General features: G+C 73.0%; 21 protein-coding genes and 1 pseudogene. 5 read left to right on the top strand and 17 right to left on the bottom strand.

Going from position 1 to position 24,085, the window contains the following annotated elements:
• Positions 1–14: 14 nt before the first annotated feature.
• On the bottom strand, positions 15–962 hold the full coding sequence (locus tag ACVDFE_RS29485; RefSeq protein WP_458432710.1) for an alpha/beta hydrolase: 948 nt from the start codon (positions 960–962) through the stop codon (positions 15–17).
• Positions 963–1,084: 122 nt separating this feature from the next.
• Here ACVDFE_RS29485 and ACVDFE_RS29480 point away from each other — a divergent pair, with 122 nt between their 5' ends.
• A complete protein-coding gene (locus ACVDFE_RS29480; protein WP_458432709.1) occupies positions 1,085–2,335 on the top strand; it encodes a helix-turn-helix domain-containing protein in 1,251 nt (416 codons plus the stop codon).
• A gap of 51 nt (positions 2,336–2,386) precedes the next feature.
• On the opposite strand, the gene ACVDFE_RS29475 is transcribed toward ACVDFE_RS29480, so the two are convergent.
• The 6 genes and pseudogenes from ACVDFE_RS29475 to ACVDFE_RS29450 all read right to left on the bottom strand — a co-directional run bounded on the left by ACVDFE_RS29475 (position 2,387) and on the right by ACVDFE_RS29450 (position 8,595).
• Positions 2,387–3,346, bottom strand: a complete 960-nt coding sequence (locus ACVDFE_RS29475; RefSeq protein ID WP_458432707.1) for an alpha/beta fold hydrolase — start codon at positions 3,344–3,346, stop codon at positions 2,387–2,389.
• A 73-nt stretch (positions 3,347–3,419) separates the two neighbouring features.
• The gene (locus ACVDFE_RS29470; protein ID WP_458434418.1) at positions 3,420–4,544 is read right to left on the bottom strand and encodes a GTP-binding protein; all 1,125 of its coding nucleotides are present in this window, start codon (positions 4,542–4,544) and stop codon (positions 3,420–3,422) included.
• 99 nt (positions 4,545–4,643) lie between these two features.
• A pseudogene (locus ACVDFE_RS29465) lies at positions 4,644–5,555 on the bottom strand (CobW family GTP-binding protein); the annotation flags it as partial.
• A 522-nt stretch (positions 5,556–6,077) separates the two neighbouring features.
• Positions 6,078–6,551, bottom strand: a complete 474-nt coding sequence (locus ACVDFE_RS29460) for a GNAT family N-acetyltransferase (RefSeq protein WP_458432705.1) — start codon at positions 6,549–6,551, stop codon at positions 6,078–6,080.
• Positions 6,552–6,584: 33 nt separating this feature from the next.
• Complete coding sequence (locus ACVDFE_RS29455) at positions 6,585–7,067, bottom strand: universal stress protein (protein WP_360384590.1); 483 nt, start codon at positions 7,065–7,067, stop codon at positions 6,585–6,587.
• Positions 7,068–7,071: 4 nt separating this feature from the next.
• On the bottom strand, positions 7,072–8,595 hold the full coding sequence (locus ACVDFE_RS29450) for an MDR family MFS transporter (RefSeq protein WP_360384984.1): 1,524 nt from the start codon (positions 8,593–8,595) through the stop codon (positions 7,072–7,074).
• A 107-nt stretch (positions 8,596–8,702) separates the two neighbouring features.
• Here ACVDFE_RS29450 and ACVDFE_RS29445 point away from each other — a divergent pair, with 107 nt between their 5' ends.
• Positions 8,703–9,278: a TetR/AcrR family transcriptional regulator gene (locus ACVDFE_RS29445; protein WP_458432704.1), complete on the top strand. Its 576-nt coding sequence runs from the start codon at positions 8,703–8,705 to the stop codon at positions 9,276–9,278.
• 160 nt (positions 9,279–9,438) lie between these two features.
• Here ACVDFE_RS29445 and ACVDFE_RS29440 read toward each other — a convergent pair whose 3' ends face one another.
• The 5 genes from ACVDFE_RS29440 to ACVDFE_RS29420 form a co-directional block, all read right to left on the bottom strand.
• Positions 9,439–10,383 (bottom strand): hypothetical protein, encoded by a 945-nt coding sequence (locus ACVDFE_RS29440; protein ID WP_360384586.1) that lies wholly within the window; start codon positions 10,381–10,383, stop codon positions 9,439–9,441.
• Between the two features lie 264 nt (positions 10,384–10,647).
• Positions 10,648–11,370, bottom strand: coding sequence for an MgtC/SapB family protein (locus ACVDFE_RS29435; protein WP_360384584.1), 723 nt, complete (start codon positions 11,368–11,370; stop codon positions 10,648–10,650).
• Positions 11,371–11,525: 155 nt separating this feature from the next.
• Entirely contained in the window at positions 11,526–11,717 is a 192-nt protein-coding gene (locus ACVDFE_RS29430; protein ID WP_458432702.1) for a hypothetical protein, read from the bottom strand.
• A gap of 4 nt (positions 11,718–11,721) precedes the next feature.
• Positions 11,722–12,822, bottom strand: a complete 1,101-nt coding sequence (locus tag ACVDFE_RS29425; protein ID WP_458432700.1) for a MalY/PatB family protein — start codon at positions 12,820–12,822, stop codon at positions 11,722–11,724.
• Positions 12,819–13,280 carry a mycothiol transferase gene (locus tag ACVDFE_RS29420; RefSeq protein WP_360384578.1) on the bottom strand — a complete coding sequence of 154 codons (462 nt, stop codon included), beginning with the start codon at positions 13,278–13,280 and terminating at the stop codon, positions 12,819–12,821. The genes ACVDFE_RS29425 and ACVDFE_RS29420 overlap by 4 nt, the downstream gene beginning before the upstream one ends.
• A gap of 72 nt (positions 13,281–13,352) precedes the next feature.
• On the opposite strand from ACVDFE_RS29420, the gene ACVDFE_RS29415 reads away from it, so the two are divergent.
• Entirely contained in the window at positions 13,353–13,892 is a 540-nt protein-coding gene (locus tag ACVDFE_RS29415) for a CGNR zinc finger domain-containing protein (protein ID WP_458432698.1), read from the top strand.
• On the opposite strand, the gene ACVDFE_RS29410 is transcribed toward ACVDFE_RS29415, so the two are convergent.
• The 4 genes from ACVDFE_RS29410 to ACVDFE_RS29395 form a co-directional block, all read right to left on the bottom strand.
• Positions 13,889–14,245 carry a 5-carboxymethyl-2-hydroxymuconate Delta-isomerase gene (locus ACVDFE_RS29410; RefSeq protein ID WP_458432697.1) on the bottom strand — a complete coding sequence of 119 codons (357 nt, stop codon included), beginning with the start codon at positions 14,243–14,245 and terminating at the stop codon, positions 13,889–13,891. The two genes, ACVDFE_RS29415 and ACVDFE_RS29410, sit on opposite strands and share 4 nt — an antisense overlap.
• Positions 14,246–14,265: 20 nt before the next feature.
• Positions 14,266–15,117, bottom strand: coding sequence for an NAD(+)/NADH kinase (locus tag ACVDFE_RS29405; protein ID WP_458432696.1), 852 nt, complete (start codon positions 15,115–15,117; stop codon positions 14,266–14,268).
• A 119-nt stretch (positions 15,118–15,236) separates the two neighbouring features.
• Entirely contained in the window at positions 15,237–18,770 is a 3,534-nt protein-coding gene (locus ACVDFE_RS29400) for an nSTAND1 domain-containing NTPase (RefSeq protein ID WP_458432695.1), read from the bottom strand.
• Positions 18,771–18,847: 77 nt separating this feature from the next.
• Entirely contained in the window at positions 18,848–19,861 is a 1,014-nt protein-coding gene (locus ACVDFE_RS29395; RefSeq protein WP_458432694.1) for a pyridoxal-phosphate dependent enzyme, read from the bottom strand.
• A gap of 115 nt (positions 19,862–19,976) precedes the next feature.
• On the opposite strand from ACVDFE_RS29395, the gene ACVDFE_RS29390 reads away from it, so the two are divergent.
• The gene (locus ACVDFE_RS29390) at positions 19,977–20,207 is read left to right on the top strand and encodes a hypothetical protein (RefSeq protein WP_360384565.1); all 231 of its coding nucleotides are present in this window, start codon (positions 19,977–19,979) and stop codon (positions 20,205–20,207) included.
• A gap of 133 nt (positions 20,208–20,340) precedes the next feature.
• Positions 20,341–20,667: a DUF6416 domain-containing protein gene (locus ACVDFE_RS29385; RefSeq protein ID WP_360384563.1), complete on the top strand. Its 327-nt coding sequence runs from the start codon at positions 20,341–20,343 to the stop codon at positions 20,665–20,667.
• A 19-nt stretch (positions 20,668–20,686) separates the two neighbouring features.
• Here ACVDFE_RS29385 and ACVDFE_RS29380 read toward each other — a convergent pair whose 3' ends face one another.
• A complete protein-coding gene (locus tag ACVDFE_RS29380; protein ID WP_458432693.1) occupies positions 20,687–23,881 on the bottom strand; it encodes a tetratricopeptide repeat protein in 3,195 nt (1,064 codons plus the stop codon).
• Positions 23,882–24,085: the final 204 nt, after the last annotated feature.

The following is a 24,085-nucleotide window of genomic DNA, read 5'->3' as shown; positions in this document are numbered from 1 at the left end:
GGCCCGGCCCCCGGTCAGCCCGTGATCCGCAGTCCCCGGCGCAGCGCGTCCAGCTCGTCGGTGAACATCCGCCGCGAGACCTCCGCGCTCTCGACGAGGCTCGACCCGTGGAACGTGCCGGGGTAGAGGCGCAGCTCGGCCTGCACCCCCGCGTGCGCGAGCCGGCGGGCGTACTCGATGCCCTCGTCGCGCAGCGGGTCGAACTGGCAGACGGTCACGAACGCGGGCGGCAACCCGGACAGGTCGGTGGCGCGGGCGGGCGCGGCGTAGGGCGAGACCTCCTCGGCACCACCGAGGTAGCTGGCCCAGCTGAAGATCGCGTTGGGCCGGTTCCACAGCGGCGTGTCCACGTAGTCGCGCATGGACTCGGTGTCGAGGCGGTCGTCCAGCTCGGGGATGCCGAGCAGCTGGAAGCACAGCGCGGGCCCGCCGCGGTCGCGGGCCAGCAGCGCGACCCCGGCGGACAGCCCGCCGCCCGCGCTCTCCCCGGCCACGCCGATGCGTCCGGGGTCGACGCCCAGCTCGGCCGCGTTGGCCGAGAGCCACCGCAGGGCCGCGTAGCAGTCCTCGACCGGTGCCGGGAACGGGTGCTCCGGTGCCAGCCGGTAGTCCACCGACACGACCACGACGCCCAGCTCGTCGACCATGCGCAGCACGGAGGAGTGGAACATGTCGAGGTCGCCGACGATGAACCCGCCGCCGTGGATGTAGAGCAGGCCGGGCACGGGCTGCGCGTCCCTGGTCGGTGAGTAGACCCGCACCGGCACGTCCGGCGCGCCGTCGGGTCCCGGCACGGTGGTGTCGCGGACGTCGATCGCGTTCACCGGTTCGTACGTCGGCATGGCGGCGAGGAGCTCGGACTGCCTGGCGCGGGCGGCCAGCAGCTCCTCGTGGTCGGTGAACCGCAGTGCGGGCAGCATGTCGAGCCAGGGCAGCAGTTCCGGGTCGATGGCGTAGCTCATGCACCGATCATGGAGCCGTTCCGGCTCCGGCGGCAGCCGACACGTGGCGGGGGATCGGCGCTCCGGGACAGCCAGGTGGCGGATCGCCCGGTGCGGCCGTCCCGCGGGGCTATCGTGACGGGATGAAGGGCCTGCTGCTGCGGCTGTCCGGGTTGGACGCCGATGCCGAGAACGCCGTGCGGGTGATCGGGTTCTTCGACCGCCTGATCACCGAGCGCTCCGGCCTCGACACCCTGGTGCACAGCACGGCCGAGCTGGCCGGCTGCCCGGTCGGCCTGCGGGCCCCCGGCCAGGGCCTGGTGCTGCGCGCCGCCCCCGGCACCGGCGTGACGGCCGCACCGGCTCCCGCACGTGCAGCGGTCCGCGCACTGGAGGGCGGCGCCGACGTGTGGGTGGCCCGCGAGGGCGCGCCCGCGCCGTTGGACGACATGCTGCTCGAACGGTTCGCCATCGCCGCCGCCGTGCTGCTGGACCACTCCAGCGTGCCGTTGCCCGAACTGGGCGATCCCGCGCTGGTGGAGCTGGTGCTCTCGGAGGGCGCCGGCACGGCGGAGCGCTCGCGGGCGCTGCACCTGCTCGGCATCGCCGCCACGAGCCGGTTGCGGGTGCTGGCCACCACCGGCGACCTGCCGGGGCGGTCGGTGGTGCTGGGCAGCGTGCGGGCAGTGCTGAGCACGGACGTGCCGGACGCAGCCGAGGTGCCGGGTGCCGTTGGATTTCCGGGTGCCGTCGGGCTGCCGAGTGCCGTCGGGGTGTCAGGCGCCGTCGGGGTGCCGGATGCCGTCGGATTGCCGGGCGTCGCCGGGGTGCGAGTCGGCGTCGGGCTGCTAGGCGCCGCCGAGGTGCCGGATGCCGCCGAGGTGCCGGATGCCGCCGGGGTGCCGGATGCCGCCGAGGTGCCGGATGCCGCCTGGGCACCGGGCGTTGCAGGGCTGCCAGGCGCCGCCGGGGTGCGGGTCGGCGTCGGGCCGGTGGTGCCCGCGATCGAGGCGGCCCGGTCGTGGCACGGCGCGCTGAAGGCGTTGCGGTTCACCGCGGACAGCGAACCCGTGGTGTGGTGGGACCGGCTCGGCGGCCTCGCGCTGGTGGCCGAGCGGGTCGACCGGGACGACATCGCCGCGCTCGACGACGTCCGCGCACTCGACCGGCTGGCCGCTGTCCAGCCCGACACGCTCGCGGCACTGGACGCGTTGTGCGCCACCGGATCGGTGCGCAAGGCCGCCGCCGTGCTGCACCGCCACCACAGCACCATGACCGTCCGGCTGGCCCGCGCCGAGACGGTGCTCGGGTTCGAGGTCGACTCGGCGGGCGGGCGGTTTCGGCTGCACCTCGCGCTGCTGCTGCGCCGGTTGCGGGACAACGGGTCCGGCTGATCCGGCAGGCGCACTCCCGGCGCCCGCGGTCGTCCCGCTGCCGCTGGGCGGTCAGCCGAAGAACTCGGTGAGCGCCCGTGCCACGAAGTCGGGCTGCTCCTCGGCGAGCCAGTGGCCGGAGCCGTCGACCCGCACGACCTGGAAGTCGTTCGCCACGGCCGGCAGCGCGCCCAGGAACTGGTCGTAGGACGAGACGGACGCGAGGCCCAGCACCGGCGGGACGAGCTTGGCGTAGGTCTTGCCGTCGGCGATGTCCTGGTGGAACGCCTGGTACCAGCCGTTGCTCGCGCGGATCGCGTCCGGTGAGTTGTAAGACCGCGCGTAGATCTGGCGGGACCGCTCGTCGATCGCGGCCGGCGTGAACGCGGTGTTCGCGAACAGCCAGTCGGCGAGGTGGCGGAACCGGCCGGCGAGCAGCTGCTCCGGCAGGGCCTGCACCTGGTTGAACGCGAACCACCACAGGCTGAATCCGCCGGGCGGCGGGAGCAGCGGGATGTGGTAGAAGCTCTCGTCCGGGTGCAGCACGTCCATGAACGCGACCTTGTCGACGGCCGCGGGGAAGTTCGCGGCGAACGCGAACGCCACCATGCTGCCCAGGTCGTGGCCGACGACGTTGACCTTGCTGTACCCGAGCGCGCCCACCAGCTCGTGGATGTCGGTCGCCATCGTCTTCTTGTCGAACCCGGACTGCGGCTTGTCCGAACCGCCCATGCCGCGCAGGTCCACCGCGATCACCCGGTACCGGGCGGCCAGCGCGGGCATGATCTTGTGGTAGAGCCACCACGTCTGCGGCCACCCCGGCAGCAGCACAAGCGGCTCGCCGCTGCCACCCGTGACGTAGTGCAGGCGGACGCCGTTCACCCGCGCGTAGTTGTGCTTGAACCCGGGCAGGTTCGGTTCCGCGTGCTTCGCCCCGGCGCCCTCCGCGTTCGCGACCCCGGTGCCCGCGACCCCCGTGCCCGCGGCGAGTGCGGCGCCCAGTGCGAAGACGCCGCGTCTGTTCAACTCCATCGTCCCTACCCCCACATCCCGTTGCTCGGCGCGGACATCCGAACAAGCGGCGCTTGAAGACCGGTGGAACCGGTCAGTGCGCGTGGAGGTCCTCGGCGCTCCACGGCGGCAGCGGGTCGTCGAACGCGGCCCAGCCGGCCGGGTCCGCCAGCTCGGCGTCGGTCAGCAGGGCGGGGTCGAGGAGGCGGCGCGGCTCGTCGGGGTCGAGGCCGACACCGATGAACACCAGCTCCTGCCGCGGCCGCTCGTCACCGGTGAGCAGCTGGCCGGGTTCGAACGTGAGGTTGGGACCGGCCTGCGACCACACCGCGAGCACGTCCCGCCGGGTGGCGATGTGGCAGAAACCCTTGCTGCGCAGCGGTGTCCGCCAGTCCGCCAGCGCGGCCAGCAACCGGCCGGGGTGGAACGGCCGGTCGGCGCGGTAGGTGACCGACCGGATGCCGTACTCCTCGGTCTCCGGCGTGTGGGTGCCCGCGAGCTCCTGCGCCCAGCCGGGGGACCGGGCCGCGGTGACCGGATCGTAGCGGCCGGTGTCGAACACCTCGGCCAGGTCGATGACGCCGCGCTGGGTGTGCAGCAGCCGTGCGACCGGGTTGAGCCGCTTGAGCAGCGCGTTCACCGTCGCGAGCTCTTCGGCGCCGACCAGGTCCGTCTTGTTGACGACGATCAGGTCGGCGAACTCCACCTGGTCCACGAGCAGGTCCGAGATCGTGCGCTCGTCCTCCTCCGCGGCGGCCAGGTCGCGTTCGTCGAGCCGGTCACCCGCCTTGAGCTCACGCAGGAACCCGGCCGCGTCGACCAGCGTCACCATCGTGTCGAGGCGGGCGTGGTCGGACAGGCTGGTGCCGTCCTCGAAGGTCCACTCGAACGTGGCGGCCACCGGCATCGGCTCGGAGATGCCGGTCGACTCGATGAGGATCGAGTCGAACCGCCCCGACCGCGCCAGCTCGCCCACGCTCTCCAGCAGGTCCTCCCGCAGCGTGCAGCAGATGCAGCCGTTCGTCAGCTCCACCAGCCGTTCGGTGGTGCGGTCGAGCGTCCCCTGCCCGGCCACGAGCGCGGCGTCGACGTTGACCTCGCTCATGTCGTTGACCACCACCGCCACCCTGCGCTGCTCGCGGTTGGCGAGCACGTGGTTGAGCAACGTCGTCTTGCCGGCGCCGAGGAACCCCGACAGCACCGTCACGGGCGTGCGCATCAGAAGCTCCGCCTCCTCGTGCCACTCGCCGAACGGGTCCACGAAGTCGAGCTCGTCCGCCAGCGCGAGCTCCTCGTCCGTGACCACCGCGGCCGTCAGCGCGGCGGTGATCCGCGCCGAGTCCTTCGTGGTGATCACGACGAGTTCCTGACCCCTGTCCCGCGGCCAGGCCCCGAGGTTCCCCACCCGCAACCCGCCACCGGCCGACTCCAGCCACAGCGCCTCGTCGGGCTGGCTCACCACCCACACCCGCCCGCGCGTGCGCACCACCCCGTCGAGCAGCACGTCCACCGCCTTGTGCAACCGCATCGGGTGGAACGGCCGCGCCTCGCTGAAGCACACCACCGACACCCCGTGCGCGGCGTGCAGCGGCGGCGCCCCGTAGAGCAACGACCCGAACCCGTCGTCGAACCCACCCCGCCGCGCCGTCGCGGGAATGGCGGCGAGCAACGCCGGCACGTCAATCCCGTCGAGCTGCTGCCGCGGCGCCAACGGGTTGAGCCGCTCCAGCACCGCCGCCGTCGCCGGGTCTGGTGCCGCGGTGAGCACCAGCGCGTCGGCGAACTCCGCCTGCCCGACGACGACCTGCGCCACCGTCCGCTCGTCCTCCGCCGCCGCACCCATGCCGCGCTCGGCCAGCGTGTCACCACCGGTGGCGTCGGCCAGCCACCGCGCCGGGTCGACGACGGTGAGCACCGCCTCCACCTCGACCTCGGTCGCGCTGAGCGCGAAGCACACCGCCTCCGGCTCCAACGCCGGGTCGAGGTGCACGACCACACGGGCGTCGAGCCCCTCCAGCAACGGGACCAGGTCCAGCCGCAACGTGCACGACACGCACCCGTGCGCCAGCTCCAGCACCGTCAACCGGCCGTCGACCCACCTGCGCACCACCCCGTCGGCCAGGCGGCTGAGGTCGTGCCGGACCAGCACCGAGTCCGGCGACGCCCGCCACACCTCGTCCGCCACGTCGTGCTGCGTGAACCCGGCTACCAATACGACCCTTGCTGCCATGGGTGGCAGCGTACATGACAATGATTATCGTTAGCACGAGTGGGTGGGGTGGGAGAGTGGTTGGGGCCGACGTGGGGTGGTTGGCTGCGCGGGCGAGTTGGGTGGTGTGGGGTGGGCGATGCGGTGGGCTGGGCGGTGCGGGTCGGCTGAGGGAGACGGGCTGGTCTGGGCAGCGCGGGTCCGCCAGGGAGCGCAGGCCAGCGCAAGCCGCCTGGCAGCGCAGGTTGATCTGGCGGCGCGTGCCAGCTGGGCAGGGCAGCCGGACGGCGGATCGGTTGGGCGGCGCATGCCAGCGGGCGTCGCGATCGATTGGGCAGCGCGGGTCGGCTGGGCAGCGCGGGTCGGGGGCGACGCAGGTTCGCTGGACGGCGCGGGTCGGCGCGTGCCAACTAGGCAACGTGAGCCCACGATCCGACGCGCGTCGGATCGGCGAGGCGGCGCGGGTCCGGCGGACACCATGAGCCCGCAGGGCAACACAGGCCGCTTGGCCAGCGCGACCGCGCAGACCAAAGCCGACCGGGCTCAGCCCAGCCGCATGATCGTCTCCTCCACCTCCTCACGCCGCCCGGTGGCGTACTCGACGTCGGTCCCCACCACCTCGAAGCCCACCTTCTCCAGCACCCGCCTCGACCCGGCGTTGTCGCTCGCCGCCCGCCCGTACACCGGCCGGACGGGCACGAGCTCCAGCAGCAGCGTTAACGCACGGCTGGCCACGCCCTGCCCCCACAGGCTGCGGTCGATCCAGTACGTGACCTCGGTGTCGCCCTCCAGCACGAAGCTCGCGACGGTGCCCGCGAACCGGCCGTCGGCCAGCACGGCGCGGTTCGTGACGTCGGGGCGCGCCAGGATGCGCTGCCAGTGCGCGTCGAAGGCCGTGCGGTCGTCCGGGTCGTCGGCGACGAAAGCGGCCATGCGCACCGACTCGGGATCGCGCATCAGCTCGAACAGCGCGTCCAGGTCGGACTCTTCGATCTCTCGCAACGTGACGTGGGGCATGGGATGACCGTAGCGACGAGCACCGACAAAAACTCACGGCACGACCAGCACCGGCCAGTGGCCCGTGCGGATCAGCCTGGTCGCCACCGAGCCCGCGAAGCGGTGTCCCGCCTGCTGCGAGGCGCCGACCACCACCATGTCCGCCTGGCAGCGGTCGGCGCAGTCGCGCAGGGTGGTGAACGGGTCGCCGAAGGTCTTCACGAACGTCACCGGCACGTCCAGCTCCTCGGCGGCCGCCCGCACCTGGCCGCGCAGTTCGGCGTACAGGCCGGCCGTGGCCTCGTGTTCGAACACCGATGCCGCGCCAGGGCTCAGCGAGGCCAGCGTCGAGTGGCAGGCGACGAACGTGACGACCAGGCGGGCGCACTGGCGGCGGGCCGAGCCGAAGGCGAAGGCGGCGGCCCGCATGGCCGTGTCGGAGCCGTCCACGCCGACGAGGATGGTCCGCGCGGACGGCACCGGGCGGGGGCCGAAGTCGTCCTTGGTGGCTTCGAAGGTGTTGAGCGAACGGTCCACGATGTCACCTCACGACAGCGGTGTCGGCGTCCTTCTTCTCGAGGTCGATGGTCGTGCGCAAGGTGATCGGCTTCAGCAGCAGCGCCGCGACCACACCGACCACGGCCACGGCCGCGGAGATCAGGAAGATGTGGGCGGTCGCGTCGCCGTACACGGTGTGCACGACGGTCTGCACCTGCGGCGGCAGCGCCTGCAGGTTCAGGGCGCTGGTCTCGCCGGTCGACTGGCCCGCGGGCACGTGCAGCGCGGCGGACAGGTCGGCGGTGACCCGGTTGGCCAGCACGGCGCCCAGCACGGACACGCCGATCGTGCCGCCCAGCGAGCGGAAGAACGTGACCGTGGCGCTCGCGGCGCCCAGCTCCCGCAGCGGCACGGTGTTCTGCACCGCCAGCACGAGGTTCTGCATGGTCATGCCGACACCGATGCCGACCACGGCCATCGCGGTGCCGACGATCCACAGCGCGGTCGCGTGGTCGACGAACCCGAGGCCCAGGAAGCCGAGCACCAGGATGACCGTGCCGGACACGATGTACGGCTTGACCTTGCCGGATCGGCTGATCATGCGGCCGGAGACGGTCGAGGAGACGAGCACGCCCGCCATCATCGGGATGGTCAGCAGGCCGGCCTCCGTGGGGGAGTAGCCGCGGCCGATCTGGAAGTACTGGCCGAGGAACACCGCGCCGCCGAACATCGCCATGCCGACCGCGAGGCTCGCGATGATCGCCAGCGCCGGGGTGCGCTGGGTGACGATGTGCAGCGGTACCACGGGTTCGGGCACGCGCAGTTCCACGGCCACGGCGGCACCGAGCAGCACCAGCCCGCCGCCCACCATCGCCGCGGTCTGCCAGGACAGCCAGTCGAACGAGTTGCCGACGAACGACACCCAGATCAGCAGCACGCTGACACCGGCGGCGATCAGGGCGGCGCCGAGGTAGTCGATCTTCACGTTCTGCCTGCGCACGGTCTCCAGCTTCAGCGTGGCCTGCAGCACGACGAACGCGAGCGCGGCGATCGGCACGGCCACCCAGAAGCACCAGCGCCAGCCCAGCCACGACACGTCCACGATCAGGCCGCCGAGCAGCGGGCCGCCGACCGTGGCGACCGCCATGACCGCGCCGAGGTAGCCGTTGTACCGGCCGCGCTCGCGGGGCGGGATGATCGCGGCGATCACGACCTGGACCAGCGCCTGCAGACCACCGACGCCGAGGCCCTGGAACGCGCGGGCGGCGATCAGCTGACCGGTGTCCTGCGCGAAGCCGGACAGCAGCGACCCGATCACGAAGATCACGATCGCGGCCTGGACCAGCGTCTTCTTGTTGAACAGGTCAGCGAGCTTGCCCCAGACCGGGGTCGTGGCCGTCGCGGTGAGCAGGGTGGCGGTGACCACCCACGTGTACTGGGTCTGCGTGCCGTTCAGCGAGCCGATGATCCGCGGCAGCGCGGTGGACACCACCGTGGAGCTGACCATGGCCACGAACAGCGCGAGCAGCAGTCCGGACAACGACTCGAGCACCTGCCGGTGCCCCATCGCGCCGCTCTCTTGCGTCTTCACCCCGAGTCCCTTCGTCCCCTCAATTCTTGCGCGTCGTGCAAATTTGCACAATGGGCAACTTACTCCACGGCTAGTCTGGGTGCATGGAGACCCTCACCACGCTCCGCGCGCAGAAGAAGGCGGTGACGAGGCGGTCGCTGGCCGCGGCGGCGTTGCGGCTGGCCATGGAGCGCGGTCTGGACGGTGTGACGGTCGAGGACATCGCGGACGCGGCGGGGGTCTCCCGGCGCACCTTCTCGAACTACTTCGCCGGCAAGGAAGACGCCGTCCTGGAGGCCGAGCGCGAACGGACCAGGGCACTGGTCGCCCTGGTCGCGGCACGGCCGGCGGAGGAGGAGCCGTGGCCGGCCCTGCGCGCGGCGACGGCCCGGCTGTACGCCACGTGGCCCGTGCCCGACCTGGAGTGGATGGCCCAGCTGCGGATGCTGCGCAGGCACCCGTCGCTGCTCGCGCGGCAGGCGGGCGACCAGGTGGCGGTCGAACGGGACCTGACGGAGGTGCTGGTGGCGCGCGGCCCCGACCCGGAGCTGGCGCGGCTGACGGCGGCGACGTTCTTCGCGGTCCTGCGCACCGGCGTCGCGCTGTGGCTGGAGGGCGCGGACGAACCGCTGCCCGACCTGGTGGACCGGCTGCTCGGCCGGTGCGGGATCAGCTGCTGAGCGGCAGACCGCAGGCCGGAACGGCAGCGCTGGACGGGCCCGAGCCGGCGCTGCCGTGCCTGCCGGTCATCTGGACGGCGAAGACCCGCATTCGACTGAACCGCCGGTGGGACGGACGGGACAGGGGGCGATCCCGTCCGTCCCACCGGCGGTCACGGCATCAGTCGAGGTCCAGTTCGTACAGCTCGCTCAGAGAAGTGGCCCATGCGCCGGCGTCGCCGCCGTTGCCGCCGTGGCCGGTGTCGCCGCCGTTCGTGACGCTCGTGTTGACCGCGTCGCCGGTGTCACCGGTGGTGGTGTTGCCGGAGTGGCCGGAGCTCACGTCGGCGATGCAGTTCGCCTTGTGGCACATCACGATCGCGCTGTTGTCGCCGGTGTCACCGGAGTCACCGGAGTGCCCGGAGTTGCCCGAGACGGCGATGTTCTGGCTCTCGGCGTCGCCGCCCTCACCGGACGGGGCGCCGTGACCGCCCACGGCAACCGCGGTGGCGTCCGAGTCGTTCGCCGAGCCGTGGTCGTCGTCCTCCGACCCGGTCGCGGTCGCGCTCTCCGCGATGGCCCCGGCGTCGCCGCCGTTGCCGCCGTTGCCCGTGTCGCCGCCGTTGGTGGCGCTGAGGTTCACGGCGTCGCCGGTGTCACCGCTGCCGGTGTCGCCCGAGTCGCCGGAGGACACGTCCGCCGCGCAGTCGGCCTGCACGCACATGATGATCGCGCTGTTGTCGCCGGTGTCACCGGAGTCGCCGGAGTCACCGGAGTGACCGGAGAGGGCGATGTTCTGGCTCTCGGCGTCGCCGCCCTCACCGGACGGGGCGCCGTGACCGCCCACGGCGAGCGCGGTGGCGTCCGAGTCGGCCTGGCCGGTGTGGTGGTGACCGTGGCCGTGCGGGTGGTGCCCGTCCTCGTCCTCGGCGTCCTCGTCGTCCTCAGCGGCCACAGTGGACGGTGAAGCGTGGTGCAGCAGCATCTCCCCGGCCAGCGGGTGTGCGCCGCCGCCGAACCAGTACGGGTGGAACGCGGCGACGTCCGCGGAGGCGGGCCCGCTCGCGAGCACGAGCCCACCGGCCACGGCGGCGGCCAGCAGACCGCCCTTGAGTTTCTTGCGCATTGTCTTCCTTCCTTGACGACAACTGCCTTGGAACGTGATGTCGTTTCGGATGTGCGGGACACAGCATGGGAACCACGTCCGCGCAGAGCCCTCCTCTCGACGGAGCACCGTGACTCCCGGGGTGGGAATAACCGTGCCGGAGGGCGGAAAACATGCTGGTCAAGCGATAGCTGAACGGGCGACACGCGCTGATCGTGCGTTGATGTACCGGCCACCTGAAGGGGTGTTAGACCTCGTGCGGGGTAACTGGATCGGCTGACCGCGTCACCAGCCGTCCTCGTCGTTGCGCTCGCCGGGTGCGTGCACCCGCCACCGCACGCTGGTGACCGACGGCTCCAGCGACAGGCGGCTGACCGCCGACTCCATCTGCTTGTCGTCGCGCTGTTCGGCGCTCAACGCCGCCCGCACCTCGACCAGGCCGTCGCGGCCGGCGTTGGTGCTCTCGATCGACTGCAGCGCGAAGTCGGTGCGCGACAGGGCCTGCACGAGCAGCGTGCGCACGTGGGCCTCGTCGTCGTCCCTCGTGACCGCGAGGAAGGTGTAGGTGGCCGGTGTCTCCTCACCGGTGTCCGGGCGCCGGTCCAGCACCCGGCCGAGCGGGCGGAACACCAGGTGGACGGCGACCACGGCAACGGTTCCGGCCACCGCCATGAGGTGCAGGCCGGCACCCGCGAGCGCTCCGACCGCGGCCGAGCACCAGAGCGTGGCGGCGGTGTTCAGTCCGCGCACGGTGAGGCCCTCGCGCAGGATGACACCGCCGCCGAGGAACCCGATGCCGGACACGATCTGCGCGGCGACCCTGGTGGGGTCGGCGGTGCCGCCGGTGAAGCCGTGCGCGGACAGCAGCACGAACAACGTCGCACCGGCGGCGACGAGCGCATTGGTGCGCAGCCCGGCCATGCGGGCGCGGTACTGGCGCTCGATGCCGATCAGCGCACCCAGCCCCACACCCGTGCCCAGGCGCAGCAGCATTTCCGCGGTGGTCATCGTGCGGCCTTCCTCCGGTCGCGGCCAAGGCCACCGGAGTATCCGATGTGGACGCTCCACGCGGCCACCCCTCCTGCCCGATGCGCCACCAAGGGATGATCTTGAACGCCGCCGGGAACTTTCCGGCGGCCCGCGGGTCCCGTGCGGCGGGACCGCTACCGGTACAGCGCCGGCAACGCCTCCGAGAGCTGCCGCAGGGCTTCCGGCTCGGACGCGGCGAGGACGTGCAGCACCTCTGTCCAGTTCGGAGCGGTGAGCAGGGCGGCGAGCTCGCGGCGGGACGGGGGAGCGGGCGCGTCCGGGGTGCCGGTCAACGCGTGCCGCAGGACATCGAGCGCGGCGGGCACACCGTTACGAGGATACCAACCGCCGCAGGACCTCCGCCAGGGTGTCCGGGCTCGTCGCGAAGTTCAGCCGCACGAACGCCGAGGTGTCCACGCCGGTGCCCGCGCTGAACTCCGCGCCCTCGCTGAGCTTCACCCCCGGCGCGGCCGTGCCCTCGAACCACGCCAGGTAGGTGGCCTCCGGCGGGTGGTAGCGCCGGTCGGGCCCCAGCCACGCGGTCACGGTGTCCCGGTTGCGCCGCAACGTCTCCAGCAGCTCCGCGAGCCACGGGTCGCCGTCCTGCCACGCCGCCACGGTGGCCACCCGCCCCAGCGTGTTCGGTGTGCCGAAGTAGTCGAGCGGTGCCGCGTCGAGCGCCCTGCGCAGGGCCGGAACGCCGATGTGCGCCACCGCGCAGCGCAGGGCGGCGATGTTGAACGCCTTGGTGGCCGACGTGGCGGTCACCGTGCGCCGGGCCGTCTCCGCGCTCAGCGACGCGAACGGGAGGTGCCGGTGACCGGGGTGGGTGAGGTCGGCGTGGATCTCGTCGGACAGCACGACGAGGTCCAGTTCCTCTGCCAGTGCGGCGATCCCGGTCAGCTCCGCGCGGGTGAAGACCCGGCCGGTCGGGTTCTGCGGGTTGACGAGCACGAGCAACCGGCACCCCGTCCCGCGCAGCACCTCCGCGTCGAACCGCCACCCGTCCCCGGTGTGCCGCAGGGGGATCGGCACGACCCGGCGACCGGCGCGCCGGATGCTCGCGAGGAACGGCGGGTACGTCGGCACGTGCAGCGCGACGCCGTCACCGGGTGCGGTGGTGTGCTCGATGACGACCTGCAGCACCTGGATGAGGTCGCTGAACACCCTGGTGTGGCCCGCCGACGGCGTCCAGCCGTAGCGCGTGTGCATCCGCTGTTCGAACGCCGCGACCACCGGGTCGCCGGAGGGCCAGTGCGGGTAGCCGAAGTCCTCGCGCTCGACCTCGTGCCACAGCCGGGCCTTCACCGCGGACGGGAGGCCGAAGTCCATGTCCGCGACCCACGCGCCGATCGTGCCCGTGGGCAGTGAACCCCACTTCACGCCCGAACCCGACCGCAGCCGGGACTCGTCGATCCGGTCGAAGCTCACGCGGTGCCCCGTTCGACAACGGCCCGCAGCATGTCCACGTGACCGCGGTGCTGGGCGAGCTCCTCGTACACGTGCAGCAGGGCGGCGCCCTGGTCGAGCGGGAGGCCGGGGCCGAGGAAGTTCGAGTCGGGCTCGGCCTTCAGCGGCGCGCGGAAGTCGGCCTGCCGCACAGCGCGTTCCAGCGCGGCCTTCGTGCGGCCGACGCGGGCGAGCAGCGGCTCGACCGGTCCGGTGGCGACGAACTCGGAGTCGCGGTCGCGGTGCGCCGGTCGGCCGGTGACGAGCTCACCCGCCCAGTAGTCGACCACGCCGCAGCAGTGCGTGAGCAGGGCGTACGGGCTGCTCACACCGGGAATGGGCGTGCGGTTCGCGCGCTCGGCTCCGAGGTCGCGCACGGTCGCGGCCATGTCGTCGAGGGCCTGGCCGGTGAAGTGGAGGTACTGCTCGACAGTGATCATCAGTTCGCGTCACCTTCTCAGATGGTGACGCGAACGTTGCCGGGCACCCGCGTCACCTGTCAAGATGGTGACGTGAGTTTCGCGTTCGTCAGCGGCAACCTGGCACTGGACTTCCTGGGCACCCTGAAGTGGCGCGGCGGCGACGACGAGGAGCTGCTGACCGGCCCGCGGGACGTGGGTGCGTGGGCGGTGGCGGCCGGGCTTGTCACGGAGCAGCCGGAGGTGACCGCGGCCCAGCTCACCGCGCTCGTCGAGCTGCGGGAGTCGGTGTACCGGCTGGTCAGGGCCACGCTCGCGGGCAGCGGTCGGCCGGAGGACGACCTGCTGCGGGTGAACTCCTACGCGGACGCCCCGGCGCCGACGTTCACGCTGACGGAAACCGGGGTGCGCAGGCACGGCACCGCGCGTGCGGTGGGCGGCGAGATCGCGCGTGCGGCAGCGGCCCTGCTGGAGCGCGCGGACGAGCTGGTGATCAGGGAGTGCGGGCGCGCCGAGTGCACGCGGATCTTCATCGACCGCTCGCGCACCGGCAACCGGCGCTGGTGCGACATGGAGGAGTGCGGCAACCGGATCAAGGCGGCCCAGTACCGCGCCCGCCGCAGGAGCGGCTAGGACTCCAGCTGCCGGTACTGCTCCCGGTCCATGTCGTAGACCTCCAGCGTCACCTGCGTGGGCAGGCCCTCCACCGGCTTGAGGTGCTCACCGGCGAGCCCGACGACCGTGCGGCCGACCTCCTGCTTCAGCTCGGCCGGACGGCCGGAGAGCAGGCCGACCCGGACGTGGACCATCGCGGCTGGCGCACCCTCGCCGATCACCGACTCCTCGATCTGCCGGAACCGCGTCTTGAACGCGGCCACCTCGGAGGAGACCAGCGGTGACACGGCCCGGTGCAGTGCGAGGGCGAACCCGCGGCGGTCGAACGCGCCGGCCAGCTCGGCGGAGTACTCGACGGTGATCTGTGGCATGAGGTCAACCTACTGGGTGCTCAGATCAGCTCGGCCGAGTCGGTGAGCTGCAGCTTGCGCCGCGCCCGCTGGTAGAACGTGGTCATCCCCAGCCGCACCACCTTCGCGGCGGCGGGCCGCCCGCGCAACGACACCCGCTCACCCGGCTCGACGTAGCCCGCGACCTGCCCGTCCACCTCGACGGCCAGCCGCCCGCTCGACGGCAGCAGGTCGAGGTCCACCTCGTCGGCCACCGACAGCACCACCCCGCGGCTGTAGGCCGAGTGCGGCGCAGCCGGGGTGACCAGCAACGCCTCCACCGACGGGCTGGTGATCGGGCCACCGGCCGAGAAGCTGTACGCGGTCGACCCGGTCGGCGTCGCGACGATCACCGCGTCCGCCGCGTAGCTCACGAACGGCTGCCGCGCGACCCGCACCGCCACCCGCGCACTGCCCTGACCGGGCGTGCGCACGACCGCGACGTCGTTGAACGCGGTCACCTCCTGATCGCCGAACGTCGCGTCGACCGCCAGCCGCGGCTCGACGGTGAACTCGTGCGCGTCGATGGCCGACAGAGCAGCGGGCAGGTCCGGCACGTCGACCTCGGCGAGGAACCCGAGCTTGCCCAGGTTCACGCCCAGCACCGGCGCCTTCTCCCCGTCGGCCAGCCGCATCGCGCGCAGCATCGTGCCGTCACCGCCCAGGCTCACCACCAGGTCGGCCCGCCGCCCCAGCTCCACCGCCGACACCGGGGTGGCGGCGCAGCGCAGGCGTTGGATCTCGTCGTCGATGCCGAGGATCTCGACACCGCGGTTGGCCGCCCAGCCGAGCACGGCCTCGACCGCGGCGGCGGAGTCACGGCGCGGGTGCAGCACCAGTCCTGCGGCGTGCACGTCAGCGGGTCCTCACGTCTTGGGTCACGGACGCCAGTCTGCCCTCGTCCGGCGGGAAGCGTGCGGTACGGGGGACGTACCGGGCCTCCCGCCACGGCCGGCACCCCGTTCGGGGAAGGTCACGATCCGCAGAGCGGGGTGTGCCCGACGCCGGGGAAGTGCCGGTCGTGCTCCTGCGGTGACAACGGTGGTGACGCGGTGGCGCAGACCCGTTGCGCGGCATGCTCTTCGTCGGCCTCCCAGGTCCGGACGGTGTGGTCGCCGCTCGCGCTGAGCACCGTGTGCGCGTCCGGGTGGGCCAGCCCGTACACCCGTTCGGTGTGCCCGCTGAGCACCGCGAACGGGGTGTGGTCGGACAGGCGCCACAACCGCACGTCGTGGTCGGCGCTCGCACTGGCCAACGTCGTGCCGTCCGGGGAGAACGCGACGGCGTGGACGGTGTCGGTGTGCCCGGTCAGCTCCGCCGTGCGGGCGCCGGTCGCCGCGTCCCAGACGCGGACGGCGAAGTCGGTGGTCCCGGTGGCGATCCGGGTGCCGTCGGGGCTGAACGCGACCGACTTCACCACGTGCCCCTGGCCGGGCAGGTGGGTCGTGACCCGGTGGGTGTCCACGTCCCAGATCCGCACGCCGAAGTCGCCGCCGCCGCTCGCGAGCCTGCGGCTGTCCGGGCTGAACGCCAGTGCCTGCACCGACTCCGCGTGCCCGGTCAGGGTGCCCAGGGACGTGCCGGTGGCGGTGTCCCACAGCACGATCGTGCGGTCGGTGCTGCCGGTGGCGAGCACCTTGCCGTCCGGGCTGACGGCCATGGCGTTCACCGCGTCGGTGTGCCCGGTCAGCGGCGGCAGCGGTTGTGGCTGCCGGGGATCGCCGATGTCCCAGCGGTGCACGCGCTGGTCGGCGCTCGCGGCGTAGAGGGTGCGGCGGTCGGCGGAGAACGCCACCGAGTTCACCGCGCCGGCCGGTCCGGTGAGCACCGCGGCCGTCCGGCCGTTCGCCAGCAACCGGACCGTGCGGTCGTAGCCGCCGGAGGCGACGAGGGGGCCGGAGGAGGCCACCGAGTACACCGAGTCGTTGTGGCTCAACGGCAACGGCAGGTCCCACAGCCGGACGGTGTGGTCGTCGCTCGCGGTCACCAGCGTGCCGCCCGCGACCACCGCGCCGACGACCGCGGCGGTGTGGCCGGTCAGCACCAGCGGGTCACCGGGGTGGTCGAGGTCCCAGACGCGGGCCGTGCGGTCGACGCCGGTGCTCACCAGCCGGGAGCCCTCGAAGGCCAGCCCGCGCACGGCGTCCGTGTGCCCGGTCAGCACGCGCGGCTCGCCGCCCTCGACCGGCCAGACCCTGACCACCCGGTCCTGGCCCGCCGTGGCGACCAGGGCGCCGTCCCGGCTGACCGCGACCGCCTGGACCGCGCCGGTGTGCCCGGTCAAGGGCCGTGCCCGGCGGGTGCCGAGGTCCCAGAGCAGCGCCGAGCCGTCCCACGACCCCGTCACGAGGTGCCGGTCGCCCAGGTCGAGCGCCACCACCGGTGCCGGGTGCGGGAGAACGGCGACCTCGCGGGGTGAGCGGAGGTCCGTGAGGTCCCACAACCGCACGGAGTTGTCCGATCCGGCGGTCGCGAGCAGGCGGTCGTCACGGCTGAACGCGACGGCGTTGACCGGCCCGGTGTGACCGGTCAGCGTCGCGAGAACGGCGCCGGAGCTGGTGTCCCACAAGCGTGCCGTGCGGTCCCAACCGGCCGTGGCGAGCACGTTGCCCGTGGAGTTAAACGCGACGTGCGGGACGTTGTCGGTGTGGGCGGTCAGCGTGCGCACCTCACGGGGGTGGTGCGGGTCGGCGATGTCGGTGAGCCGCACCGTGCGGTCGTGGCTCGCACTGGCCAGCAGGTGCCGCGCCGGGCTGTGGGCGACCGCGTTGACGGCGTCGGTGTGGCCGGTCAGCAGGGTGGCGTAGGCCGGGGTGAACGAGCCCAGCAACGCGCTGCGCGCCTCGACGGTGGGGGACAGGCGGAACGCGGCCAGCGCGAGCTGGGCGGCGAGCGCGGGATCGGTGCCGCGCAGGCGGTGCACGTCCTGGGCGACCTTCTGCGAAAGCGCGTTGTTGCGTTGCCGGGTGGCCTCGGAACCCGCGTCGACCGCCGTGACGGCACCGATGGCCGTGGCCACCAGCAGCACCGACAGCAGCGCGGTGAGCAGGCCGAGCCGGCGCCGGTCGGAGCGGGCCTTCGCGAGCTCCGCGGACTCGGCGGCCAGGCTCGCGGTGAGGAAGTCGCGTTCACGGGCGGTCAGCGGGTGCGGCGGCTCGTCGAGCCACGACCGGAACGCCGCGAGCCGCGCACCCCGCACCAGCGCGCCGGGGTCGCGGTCGAGCGACTCCCAGACACCGGCGGACTCGGTGAGGTCGCGGTGGGCGCGCAGGCCGTCGCGGTCGGCGGTGAGCCACTCGCGCAGCCGGGGCCAGCAGCGGATCAGCGCCTCGTGGGTGAGCTCCACCCGGTCGTGGTCCACCGTGACCAGCCGCTGCGCGGTGAACGCCTCCAGCACCAGCCGCGTGTCCGGTTCGTCGTCCAGCTCGGCGCGGGCGACCCGGCGCCGGGTGTCCTCGGTGCCGTCGCCGACCGCGGTGAGCCGGAGGAACAACGACCGCGCGCGCTCCCGCTGTGCCCCGGTCAGCTCGCCGAACACCGACTCCGCCGTCCTGGACAGCGCGCCCTCGAACCCGCCGGCGGCCTGGAACCCCTGCAACGTCAGCGTGTTGCCCTTGCGGCGGTGCCACGTCTCCAGCAGCGCGTGCGACAGCAGCGGCAGCGCGCCCGCGTGGCCGGTCCCGTTCGCGACCAGCTCGGCGACCAGCGCGGTCTCGACGGCGCACCCGACGCCGCGGGCGGGCTGGACGATCGCGGCGCGCAGCTCGTCGGTGCTCATCGGCCCGACGGTGACCTGGCCGGACCCCATCGCCTCGACCAGCACCGGGAAGTCGGCACAGTGGCCGTAGAAGTCGGCGCGCACCCCCAGCACGACCCGGTGAGCGGTGATCTTCTCGACGAACCGGCGCCGGGTCTCGCGGTCGGCGCAGAGGGTGAAGACCTCCTCGAACTGGTCGACCACCAGGACGGCGTCCTCACGTGCGTGTGCTCGGTACTCCTCCAGCGGCTGCGCACCGGGCGTGAACAGCACGGCGTTGCCCAGGCGCGGCAGCAGCCCGGCCCGCAGCAGCGACGACTTGCCCGCACCGGACGCCCCGACGACCACGACGACGCGCTGCTCCTCCGTGCGTTCGACCAGCTGCTCGACGAGCCGGTCGCGGCCGAAGAACCGGTCGGCGTCCTCCGCCTGGAAGGCCGCGAGCCCCGCGTACGGCGCGCTCCGGTCGTCGACGTCGGCGGGCCGCTGGCCTGCGGACGTCTCCTGCCAGCGCTGCCGCCACTCGTCCTCGTCACCGCCGCACGCCCGCACGTACGCCAGCGCCACCTGCAGCGTCGGCAGCTTGCGCCCGGCCGCGGCCTGCGACAACGCCGCCTCCGAGTAGTGCGTGCGCGCACTCAGCTCGCGGTAGGTCGGGCTCCCCGCCCGCTCCCGCAACGCCCTCAGCTCGCGCGCGAACGCGAGCACCGCGCCGTCGCCCGCGTCGAGCGGTCGTTCCCTGCGTGGCATCCCCGAATCCCCCTGCCCTCGCGTACCGAGCAAGGTAGCGGGCGCCGCTCAGCCGCAGAACTGGATGATCATCGCCGTCAGCCGGTCGCTCCTCGCGGGTTGGCGCTCGTGCCCTCGGTGCCGAGCAGGACGACGACGGACGTGGAGTCGAGCCCGAGGTCCCCGTGTGGTGCCGCCCGCAGCCCGGCGAGCGGGGCGGCACCACACGGTCCGGAGTGGACGTTGCGCGTGTGCAGATCCGCTGCCGCCTTGGTGCATTCGGCGTCGGAGACGGTGACGGCGGCGTCCAGTCCGTTGCGCAGGAACGGCCACGCGGTGGTCGACGGCGTCCCGCAGTTCAGCCCGGCCATGACGGTGTCGCTCGTGCCGATGGTGACCGGTTCGCCGGCGATGAGGCTGGCCGTGACGCACGCGGCGGTCTCCGGTTCCACGGCGAGGACGCAGGGCGCGGCCGTCGTGCTGCGGTAGTGCGTGATCACGGCCTGCGCGAGCGACCCCACCCCGACCGGCACCACGACCAGGTCCGGTGCCCGCCCGAGCTGCTCGTCGACCTCGGCGCACAGCGTGGCGTACCCCTCGACGACCCACCCCGGCACCTCCTCGTAACCGGGCCACCCCACGTCCTGCACCAGAACCCCGTCCGCCTCCGCGGCCGCACGGACCGCGTCGCCGTACGACCCGCGCACGACCGTGACCCGCGCACCCTCGCCGGCGATCGCCCGCACCACCTGCGGGTGCACGGCCTCCGGCACGAACACGTGCGCCGCCCGCCCCCGCAGCCGAGCCATCCGCGCCACCGCCCGCCCGTGGTTGCCCTCGGTGGCGGCGACGAGCGTGACCGGCGCGGTGACCCGTTCGAGGAGGCGGTGCACGGCCCACGACGCTCCGAGCGCCTTGAACGCGGGCAGCCCCAGCCGGTCCGACTCGTCCTTCACCAGCAACCGCCCGACCCCGAGCTCCGCCGCGAGGTCCGGCAGCTCGACGAGCGGCGTCGGCGCATAACCCGGCAGCCCCGCGTGGAAGGCGCGCACCTCGCGAGGCGCCGGTGCACACCGCCACTGCCGGGCACCCGGCCGCGTGAACCACATCATGGTGCCCAGCCTGGGGCCTGGCCGAGCCGTCGGTCCAGCGCGCGTTCGCGACGCCTGCTCGTCAGGTTCGCCCACCGGTTCTCCACTAGGCTGGACCGCGGTGGGAGGAGGCGCCGTGACCGATGACGAGCTGGTCGTCGAGTTCGCCCTGACCCGCCTCGACCACCCTGGCCTCGACTTGGAGGAGGTCGCCGCGCTCGTGGTCCGCCGCGTGGGACCCGACCGGATGGTGGAGTTCGCCGGCCAGACCCTGGCTCACCGCGACGAGCTGCGCGGGGCGGTGTTCCCGGCTGCTGTGGAGCACGTGTTGCGGGTGGTGCTGACGTTGCGCGGTCCTCGGGACTAGCACCGGGGGCGGTTGCCGTTCGTGATGCCGCGGCACAGGTGCTGTAACACGCGGGGCGAATCGTCGATGATCTTTCGTGGCGACTCGTGCGTGGCCGGTCGGGCCTCGACCCGACCAGGAAGAGGAGCGGTCCGTGCCTGAAGACCGGCTCGCGTGGAGCCGTGCCGACGGTGCCGCTGCGGAGCAACTGTGGGAGACGCTGAACGACAGCGCAAAAGCCCTCTTCTCGGAGTTGATGACAGAGCCGGGGAGGAAGTTCAGCGGTGACGAGCTGAGCCGACTGCTCGACCTGCCCAAGGGCAAGAGCAGTGTGGCGGGCGTCCTCGGCACGGCAGGCAAGCGCTGCTACCAGCTCGGCCGCGCATTGGTGTGGTGTTGGGGGTATCCCGGTGGCAAGACCGCCCACTACTGGATGACCGAAGAGGTCGCCGCTCTCTTCAAGCGGACGAGTGCGCGCTGACCCGCGCTGAGGGCGGGCATCAGGTCAGAGCAGGACGCCGTTCCAGCGCCGTCAGCCGCACCGTCGCCGGCGCCTCCTCACCGCCCGGCGCGCGCAGCTCCCGTGCGATCGTCAGCGACTCCCGGCCCCGCCCGACCTGGCTCAGCAGCGCCGAACAGGTCTTGAGCGCGCACCGCAGGTCGGCCGCCACCGCCGGTGAGGTCCGGCCGAGGTCGCGGTAGATGCGGACGGCGGCCTCGGCGGCGCGGACGGCGTCGTCCAGTTCGAGGCTGGAGTGCATGCGGACCCAGGCGAAGGCGTGCAGTGCCGCGGCGACCTGGGGGGTGCGGCCGGTGCCGATGCCGGCGACGGCCCAGCGGGTTGCCTTGAGGGCCTGGTCGCGGCGGCCGTACTCGGCGAGGCGGGTGCCGAGCGAGGCCAGGCACGTCGCGAAGTCGGCGCGGTGGGCGTGGTCGAGGTCGGCCAGGCGCTGGTAGGAGTCGGCGGCCTGCTCGGCCGCGGTGAGGGCCTCCGCCTGCTTGCCGAGGTCGGCGTGGCGGGCGCTGAGGTTGCCCAGCGACCGGGCGAGCAGGGCCTCCATCGTCACCAGCGCGGCGGCGGACGGGGTGAGGTGGTCCGACCAGCGCGGGTGCACGGCGCACACGGCGGCGGTGAGGCGGTGGGCGATGGCCGAGCGGGCCGCGAGGTTGTCGGTGGACTGCATGAAACCGGGGCGCGGGAAGTTGAAGATCTCGTCCACCCGCCGTTGCAGGTCGCTGTCGGACGACGCGCGCGGGGTGCCGGGCAGTGCGATGCCGAGCTGCGTCAGCACGGAGTTGAGGCGCAGCTCGTGGGCGTGCAGGTGGACCTCGAACACGCTCGACCTGATCACCACGGCCTTGCGGGTCGCGGCCAGCGCGCCGACCTGCTCACCGGCGCGGGCCAGGTGCACGCCGTGGTTGTGCAGGGACGTGGCCAGCTCGGCGTCGTAGACCGCCGGGTTCACGGTCGCGAGCGTGCGGTGCAGGTCGACGGCCTGCGCGCTCCACTCCCGCCCCTCGGGCGCGCGGCCCAGCTCCAGGCAGATCGCGGCCAGCTCCCGCAACGACAGCGCGAGACCGGGCTCGAACAGCGCCGGGTTCGTGATCGCCAGCCGGCGGCGGATCGCGACGGCCTGCTCGGTGGCCCGCAGCGCCTCCTCCCAGCCGCCGAGGTGGGAGCAGTGCAGGCCGAAGTTGTGCAGCGCGCCCGCGAGGTCCGGGTCGAACACGGCCGGGTTGACCGCGGCGAGCCTGCGGTGCAGGTCGACCGAGTGCCGGGCCGCCTCCAGCGCCTCGTGCCGGCGGCCCACGCCCGCGAGGTGCATGCCGAGGTTGTTCAGCGCCACCGCGAGCAGCGGTTCCTGCGGCTGGCGCAGGCGGCGCAGGATCGCCACGCACGTGCGGGTCGCGCCGAGCGCCTGACCGCGCAGGCCCAGCGCCGACAGGTCCATCGCGAGGTTGTTCAACGACGACGCGAGCTCCGCCGACGCCGGTGTGAGCCGCTGGCGCAGCTCCACCGCGCGGGCCGTGGCGTCCAGCGCCCGCTGGCCGAGCCCCGCGCCGGACAGGTGCGTGCCCAGGTGGTGCAGCGCCTCGGCCAGCACGAGCGGGTACCTGTCCGGCTGCCGCTGCGCCAGGCCCTCGTAGATCTGCACCGCGGGCTCGCTCGCCTTCACCGCCTCGTCGAACGCGCCCGCGTTGGCCAGCCTGCGGGCGAGCACCGTCAGCAGCCGTGCGCGTTCGGCGGGGTGGTGGGTCTGCTCCAGCCGGTGCTCGGTCAGCCGCTGGGTCAGCCGGGCTGCGGGGAAGTCCAGGTCCACGTGCCGTTCCGGCAGTTGCGGCTCGATCGCGGCCAGCAGGTCCGTCCCCGCTGTGTCGACGACCGCCATCAACGCGCTGCCACCCGCGGCGATCACGCGGCACGGGTCCTCGCGCACCACCGCGTCGAGGTGCTCGCCGACGTGCGGCCACCGCTTGCCCGTCTCGGCGAGGACCGTGATCACCTGGCTGAGCGCGCCCGTCGTCAGCAGCGCGCGCACCATGTCCCGGCAGCGCGGATCGGTCTTCAGGCCCCGTGCGACGAGGTCCTCGCCCAACCGGTCGGGTGCGAGCGGGGCCAGCACGGTGCCGTCGTCGGCGGGCGGGTAGCAGGCCTGGTGGTCGTCGAGCAGCCGGTCGGCCTCCTCCCGCGACCGCGCGAGCCCGGTGACCCGCAGCGCCAGGCAGCCCTCGCGGTAGGACATCGGACCGGTCAGCGTCGCGAGGAACACCACCCGCCCCAGCACGTCCGTGCTCGCCCCGACGCTGCCACCGGCCCGCATCCCGGCCCAGTGGTCGGTCTCCCGGTCGAGCAGGTAGCAGGCGAGCGCGCCGGGGTGACCGGGCGGCACCCGGTTGCGGTCGCACGCGTCCACGGCGGCGAGCGCGGCCATGAGGATCGTCAGCACGGACTGGTAGGCGGGGTCGGCCAACGACCCCGCGGGCGTCGCGTCCCGCGCGTCCGTGCCCAGCACGGTGCTGAAGCTGTCCCGCGCGGAGTCGAACACCGCCTGCCGCGCGTCCACGTCGGCGGCGAGGTCGGTCAGCCGTTCCGACTCGGCCGCCACACCGCGCTTGAGCAGCGGGTAGCGCAGCAGGTCCCACCACCGCGCGCCCGAGCGGGCGAGCAGCAGCACCCTGGTGGGACCGGCGTGGTGGATCAGCCGGTCCTCGAACAACGCCAGCAGATCGGCACGCGGCCACCTTTCCGCGTAGTCCACTATGACGAGAATTCCCGTGTTCGGCTCGGTGACCGTGAGCTGTTCGGCGAAGGCCTCCGAAGAATCGCCGCCGTGGTGCGCGACCAGCACCGAGTAGCCCGCCCACATCGATTCCGCCGCGAATTCCGTGGCCAGTCTGGTCTTGCCCTGACCGCCCGGACCGTGCACGAGCATCGCGCTGATCCGGCCCTCGCCGCGCCGCCACTCGTCGAGCCGGGCGAGCTCGTTCTCCCGGCCGGTGAAGGGCACGACCTGGTTGCCGGCGAGCAGCAGTTGGCTGGGCTGTCTGCGCAGCTCAGCGGGGTCCGGTGGGACGGGGCTGGTGAACGGGCGCAGGTCGTAGCGGCGTCTGCGGGAATGGATGTTGACGTTTCCACCAATGTGCCCGACCTGCACGACCGGACCGGTCGCGAGCCCGGTGAAGTCGTTGCGCACGTCGGATTCGAGACCGTCTCGTCTCCGGTTTTCGTGGGCCCGCATCCGTTCCGCTCCTGAACGCCCTGGGGAAAGCGGAAAGCGTAGCGGCACGAGCAAGTCCGTGATCGCCTGGCCAGCATTTGTCCACTTTTCCGTGGTGTTCGCCGAATCAATTGATCTTGGCAAGACTGAACACGTTCGGTGCGGACGGCGTCGCGGCCA

This window comes from Lentzea chajnantorensis (assembly GCF_054300775.1).
The sequence above is the reverse complement of the archived record's forward strand: the minus strand, read 5'-3'. Positions and strand labels throughout refer to the sequence as shown.

Coding starts and splice junctions, on each gene's coding strand:
- ACVDFE_RS29485 (WP_458432710.1), bottom strand. CDS start 962: ATGAGCTACGCCATCGACCCGGAACTGCTGCCCTGGCTCGACATGCTG.
- ACVDFE_RS29480 (WP_458432709.1), top strand. CDS start 1,085: ATGAAGGGCCTGCTGCTGCGGCTGTCCGGGTTGGACGCCGATGCCGAG.
- ACVDFE_RS29475 (WP_458432707.1), bottom strand. CDS start 3,346: ATGGAGTTGAACAGACGCGGCGTCTTCGCACTGGGCGCCGCACTCGCC.
- ACVDFE_RS29470 (WP_458434418.1), bottom strand. CDS start 4,544: ATGCGCACGCCCGTGACGGTGCTGTCGGGGTTCCTCGGCGCCGGCAAG.
- ACVDFE_RS29460 (WP_458432705.1), bottom strand. CDS start 6,551: ATGCCCCACGTCACGTTGCGAGAGATCGAAGAGTCCGACCTGGACGCG.
- ACVDFE_RS29450 (WP_360384984.1), bottom strand. CDS start 8,595: ATGGGGCACCGGCAGGTGCTCGAGTCGTTGTCCGGACTGCTGCTCGCG.
- ACVDFE_RS29445 (WP_458432704.1), top strand. CDS start 8,703: ATGGAGACCCTCACCACGCTCCGCGCGCAGAAGAAGGCGGTGACGAGG.
- ACVDFE_RS29440 (WP_360384586.1), bottom strand. CDS start 10,383: ATGCGCAAGAAACTCAAGGGCGGTCTGCTGGCCGCCGCCGTGGCCGGT.
- ACVDFE_RS29435 (WP_360384584.1), bottom strand. CDS start 11,370: ATGACCACCGCGGAAATGCTGCTGCGCCTGGGCACGGGTGTGGGGCTG.
- ACVDFE_RS29420 (WP_360384578.1), bottom strand. CDS start 13,280: ATGATCACTGTCGAGCAGTACCTCCACTTCACCGGCCAGGCCCTCGAC.
- ACVDFE_RS29410 (WP_458432697.1), bottom strand. CDS start 14,245: ATGCCACAGATCACCGTCGAGTACTCCGCCGAGCTGGCCGGCGCGTTC.
- ACVDFE_RS29400 (WP_458432695.1), bottom strand. CDS start 18,770: ATGCCACGCAGGGAACGACCGCTCGACGCGGGCGACGGCGCGGTGCTC.
- ACVDFE_RS29395 (WP_458432694.1), bottom strand. CDS start 19,861: ATGATGTGGTTCACGCGGCCGGGTGCCCGGCAGTGGCGGTGTGCACCG.